The sequence below is a fragment of the Archangium sp. genome (genome assembly GCF_036389735.1).
GTDB lineage: Bacteria > Myxococcota > Myxococcia > Myxococcales > Myxococcaceae > Archangium.
Map to the genome: position 1 here is coordinate 1 of NZ_DASVWK010000007.1, position 4,270 is coordinate 4,270.

6 protein-coding genes are annotated in these 4,270 nt (G+C 66.6%); 4 read left to right on the forward strand and 2 right to left on the reverse strand.

The features are described 5' to 3' along the window. The 4 genes from VF794_RS00135 to VF794_RS00150 all read left to right on the forward strand — a co-directional run. Positions 1 to 475 (forward strand): hypothetical protein (locus tag VF794_RS00135; RefSeq protein WP_331106479.1); only part of this gene is annotated, 475 nt, incomplete at its 5' end. Then, positions 472 to 1,398, forward strand: a complete 927-nt coding sequence (locus tag VF794_RS00140) for a tyrosinase family protein (protein WP_331106481.1) — start codon at positions 472 to 474, stop codon at positions 1,396 to 1,398. The genes VF794_RS00135 and VF794_RS00140, both read left to right, overlap by 4 nt. 101 nt (positions 1,399 to 1,499) lie before the next feature. Continuing rightward, positions 1,500 to 2,063 carry a hypothetical protein gene (locus tag VF794_RS00145; RefSeq protein ID WP_331106483.1) on the forward strand — a complete coding sequence of 188 codons (564 nt, stop codon included), beginning with the start codon at positions 1,500 to 1,502 and terminating at the stop codon, positions 2,061 to 2,063. 25 nt (positions 2,064 to 2,088) lie between these two features. After that, positions 2,089 to 2,646 (forward strand): hypothetical protein, encoded by a 558-nt coding sequence (locus VF794_RS00150; protein ID WP_331106485.1) that lies wholly within the window; start codon positions 2,089 to 2,091, stop codon positions 2,644 to 2,646. Between the two features lie 40 nt (positions 2,647 to 2,686). Here VF794_RS00150 and VF794_RS00155 read toward each other — a convergent pair whose 3' ends face one another. After that, a complete protein-coding gene (locus tag VF794_RS00155) occupies positions 2,687 to 3,178 on the reverse strand; it encodes a response regulator (protein ID WP_331106487.1) in 492 nt (163 codons plus the stop codon). Beyond that, a partial coding sequence (locus VF794_RS00160; protein WP_331106489.1) for a sensor histidine kinase occupies positions 3,175 to 4,270 on the reverse strand: 1,096 nt, incomplete at its 5' end. The genes VF794_RS00160 and VF794_RS00155, both read right to left, overlap by 4 nt.

The following is a 4,270-nucleotide window of genomic DNA, read 5'->3' on the forward strand; positions in this document are numbered from 1 at the left end:
CGGGAGGACTCAGGCAATGGTGGACAAGACGAAGCGACGGTCGAGGCCCAAGGTGGCGACGCGCCGTGAGCCGGCGCCCCGGCGCGGGCCCGGACCGCACCCCATCCCGCCCCTGGCGTTCGACCCCTTCACCCTGGGGCAGGAGCACCCGGAGTGGGTGATGAAGGGCTTTCCCTCCTACGTCGAGCACGAGCACGAGAACCTCGCGCGCAGCACCCGGGTGCTGGAGCACCGGGGGAACACCATTACCATCACCACCACGTACGAGGTGCGAGTCGACGAGCGGCTCGTCACGCTGCACATGATGGTGGATGAGGAAGGGCGGCTCTGGTCCCACCTGTGCCCCTATCTGACCTTCACGACGGCGCCAGAGCTGGTGAGCCACCTCCTCCAGCGCATGCCGCACCTGTTCGAGCCGGAGGCCGGTGAACCCGAGCGCCACGCGGCCCACCACCACCACGGAGGGCACCGATGATCCGCCGCAACATCCTCTCCGATGAGAGCGTCCGGCAGCAGTTCATCTCCGGGGTGCTGGCCCTCAAGGACCCGGCGCGCTTCCCATGGCCGGGCCAGCAGGGGCTCTCCATCTATGACTTCTTCGTGTCGTGGCACCACCAGTCGATGATGCTCTTCACGCCCCCCACGCAGCGCGACCGCAACGCGGCCCACTCGGGCCCGGCCTTCCTGCCGTGGCACCGCTACTACCTGCTGCGCTTCGAGGGCTACCTGCGCCGCGCGCTCGGAGACGCGGAGTTCCGGTTGCCGTACTGGGACTGGTCCGCGGACGCGGCGCTGTCGGACCCCCGTCAGTCCCCTCTCTGGGCCAACTCCGCGCTGGGCCGCTTCACCATGCCGGGCGCCTGGCAGGTACGGGTCGTCCCGGCGGAGCGGGGTCTCAGGCGACTGCCGCGGCCGCGACCCCTGGACCGCGCACTCGGCGGGGCGGGCGCGCTGCCCACACGTGAGGCGGTCCGCGCGGTGCTGCGAGACCAGGTCCTCTACGATGCCCCTCCGTACAACAGCACCTCGAACGGCTTCCGCAACCAACTGGAGGGCTGGGAGGGTCCGGCGCGCATCCACAACAGCGTGCATGTCTGGGTGGGCGGAGACATGACGGACAGCACGTCGCCCAATGACCCCGCGTTCTTCCTGCACCACTGCAACGTGGACCGCATCTGGCATGCATGGAGGCTCCGCTACCCCGACGCCCCCTACGTCCCCTCGGGGCGCGCGGCCGACACCCTCGCCTTCCACCGGATCAATGACGCCCTCTACTCGGTGTTCCGGGAGACGCGGCCGGTGACTCCGCGCAGCCTGCTCGACCCGCGTGCCCTCGGGGCCCCCTTCGGCAGGGCCGACCGCTACGACTACGACACAGTCGCGGACCTGCGGGCCTGAGGAGGCCCGGAAAGATTCACGGACGCTGAGTCGGCTCCGGATTGACGGCTTCACCCACGGTGAAGTAGTCACCGCGGCCCAACCACGAGAAGGGGACATTCATGAAGCGTACGATTCTGGTGTGCGTCACGGCCATCGCGCTCTCGGGCTCTGCCTGGGCGCAGGACAAGGCTCAAGAGCCCGCTGCTACTGCCACGCAGGCACCTGCGATGGACATGACGAAGATGGGCCCGGGGGCTCGCAAGCCCACCAACGAGAAGCAGACGAAGAAGGAGGTCCAGGAGTTCTTCAAGCAGCAGGAGGAGCTCGCGAAGAAGGGCGACATGGAGGCGATGATGGCGACACACGACTTCCCGCTCTACATGGCGACCGATGACCTGAAGGGCGTGCCCGAGGCCAGGGAGTTCAGCCGCGAGGAGTATGTCGCGATGATGAAGCCCTTCTACGAGAACATGCCGAAGGACATGAAGGTGACCCACAAGCCGACGATCACCGTCCTCTCGGACTCGCTGGTGAGCGTGACCGACGACTTCACGATGACCGTGGGCAAGCAGAAGGTCACCGGCCGGAACGCCGCCCTGCTCGTGAAGCGCGACGGCCAGTGGAAGTGGAAGACGATGATCGAAGCCGGCTGGGGCGGAATGCCCGCCGAGGGCAAGAAGTAGAAGTGCTCGAGGAGGGGGCCTTTCGATGAACAGGACAATCCAACTCGCGTGTGCGGTGGCGCTGCTGGGGTTCACAACCGCCTGCGGATGGCCCTACTCCAAGCCCATCAAGACCAGTGCGAGAGCCGAGCCCGAGGTGGGCTATATCTACGGACGGTTCAAGCAAACATACAATGACGCGGCCCCCTCCTTGACCGTGGGGCTCATACTCCAGTCGTCATCGGAAGACGACGCGCTCCGAATCCGGCTTCGGGCAGGACAGACCCTCGTTTTCGCCGTGAAACCCGGCACCTATACCCTCAAGCAGACCGGTATCGGGGAGAGCACCTATATCGGCCGACTCGCGGAGCTCCCGGCGAAAGATGTCCGAAGTTTTTCGATCGAGCCGGGAAAAGCCCACTACATCGGAGACTTCACCGCGCGGACACGCGCGGTGAGAGGGTATGAATCCTGGAACATCTCCTGGTGGATTCATGTCGGTGAGAACAGCTATGAGGAGACCACCGCGCGCATGAGGAAGCGGTTTCCGGCGCTGGCGGGCCTGGAGACCGTTGACGTGAGCGGTAGCGAGGCCTCCAGGTAACACCCCGCCCACCGCGCGCTCCGCCCCTCCGGTGAGGGCGCTACGTCGGATGCGCGCCAGCGAGGCGCTGCACCAGCTGGCGCACCTGCTGGCTGTTGAAGGGCTTCCTCAGCTCCAGCAGCAGCTCGGACCGGCCGAACTCGCGCACCATGTCCTCCCACGAGTAGTCGGAGTAGGCCGAGCAGAGCACCACCTGCAGCGAGGGGGCCACCCGGCGCAGGTGCCGCAGCGTCTCGACGCCGTTCCAGCCCGGAGGCATCCGGTAGTCCAGGAAGGCCATCGCGTAGGGGTGGCCAGCGGCCTGGGCCTCCCTCACCTTGGCCAGTCCTTCCTGCCCCTGGAAGGCGGAGTCCACCTCGAACTCCACCTCGCCCGGGCTGATGCTGGAGGAAGGCGGACCGAAGAGAGAGTCCGCCAGCAGGTCCAGCTCACCGCTGTCCGCCTTCTGTTGCGGGCAGAGGATGCGCAGGAAGTCCTTGTGGATGGCCTCGGAGTCGTCGATGACCAGGATGCTTTTCTTGGTGTCCGTCATGAGTGAGACGCCTCCTCGATGGGTTGATAGGGCAATTCCAGCGTGAACGTGGCACCACGCCCGGGCCCGTCACTGTGGACCGTCAGGGAGCCCCCCAGCTCCTGCGCCGCCAGGGCACTGGAGTGCAGGCCGAAGCCGTGCCCCTCCTTCCGGGTGGTGAAGCCGTATTGGAAGATGCGTGTGACCATGTCCTCGGGGATGCCCATGCCGTTGTCGTGGATCTCGATGCGCACGCGGTCGGGGACGGGCAGGTCCAGCTTCACGGTCAGGATGCGCTTCTCCGCGGGTGTCTCATCCATGGCGTACTTGGCGTTGCTGATGAGATTGACCAGGATCATCAGCACCTTGTGCTTGTCCGTCAGCACGAGCGGCAGGAAGCGCAACTGCCGCACCTCCTTCACGTGGTGACGGGTGAGCGCGGCCGCGTTGATGCGCAACGCGTCGTCCACCAGCGACGACAGGTGGACGGGCTCGTTCATCCGGGGCGTACGGGCATGGTTCTGCTGCACCTTGACGATGTCGCCGATGTGCTCGGTGTAGCGGCCCACGTCCTCCAGCAGGGTGAGGATCTCCTGACGCTCCTTGAGCAGGTTCTGTCCCAGCTTGTTCAGGAAGGGCATGACGTTGCGTCCGCGCTCGTCCTGCGTGAGGAAGGCTTGGAGGTCCGTCTGGTGCTCGCCGAGCAGGGTGGCCACGCGGCTCACGTGCTCCACCCGCAGCTCGCCCACCCTGTCCCTCGCCAGCTGGGAGGAGGTGTAGACGCTGTTGAGCACATTGCCCACGTTGTGCAGCACGTTGGTGGCGATCTCCGCCATGCCCGCCTGCCGCGCCGTCTGCACCAGCTGCCCGTGGACCGTCTTCAGCTCCCGGGTCCGCTCCTCGACGCGCTGCTCCAGTCCCTCGTTGGCCTGGCGCAGCTGCTCTTCCCGCTGCTGCACCTTGTCCGCCATGGTCCGGAAGGCCCCCGCCAGCTGCCCCAGCTCGTCCTCACGCGAGCTGTCCAGCGCCACCTGGAAGTCCCCGGCCGCCACGCGATGGGTGGCCTGGGTGAGCGCCAGCAGTGGTTGGGAGATCTGCTTCTGGAGCACCCAG

Coding starts and splice junctions, on each gene's coding strand:
- VF794_RS00150 (WP_331106485.1), top strand. CDS start 2,089: ATGAACAGGACAATCCAACTCGCGTGTGCGGTGGCGCTGCTGGGGTTC.
- VF794_RS00155 (WP_331106487.1), bottom strand. CDS start 3,178: ATGACGGACACCAAGAAAAGCATCCTGGTCATCGACGACTCCGAGGCC.
- VF794_RS00140 (WP_331106481.1), top strand. CDS start 472: ATGATCCGCCGCAACATCCTCTCCGATGAGAGCGTCCGGCAGCAGTTC.
- VF794_RS00145 (WP_331106483.1), top strand. CDS start 1,500: ATGAAGCGTACGATTCTGGTGTGCGTCACGGCCATCGCGCTCTCGGGC.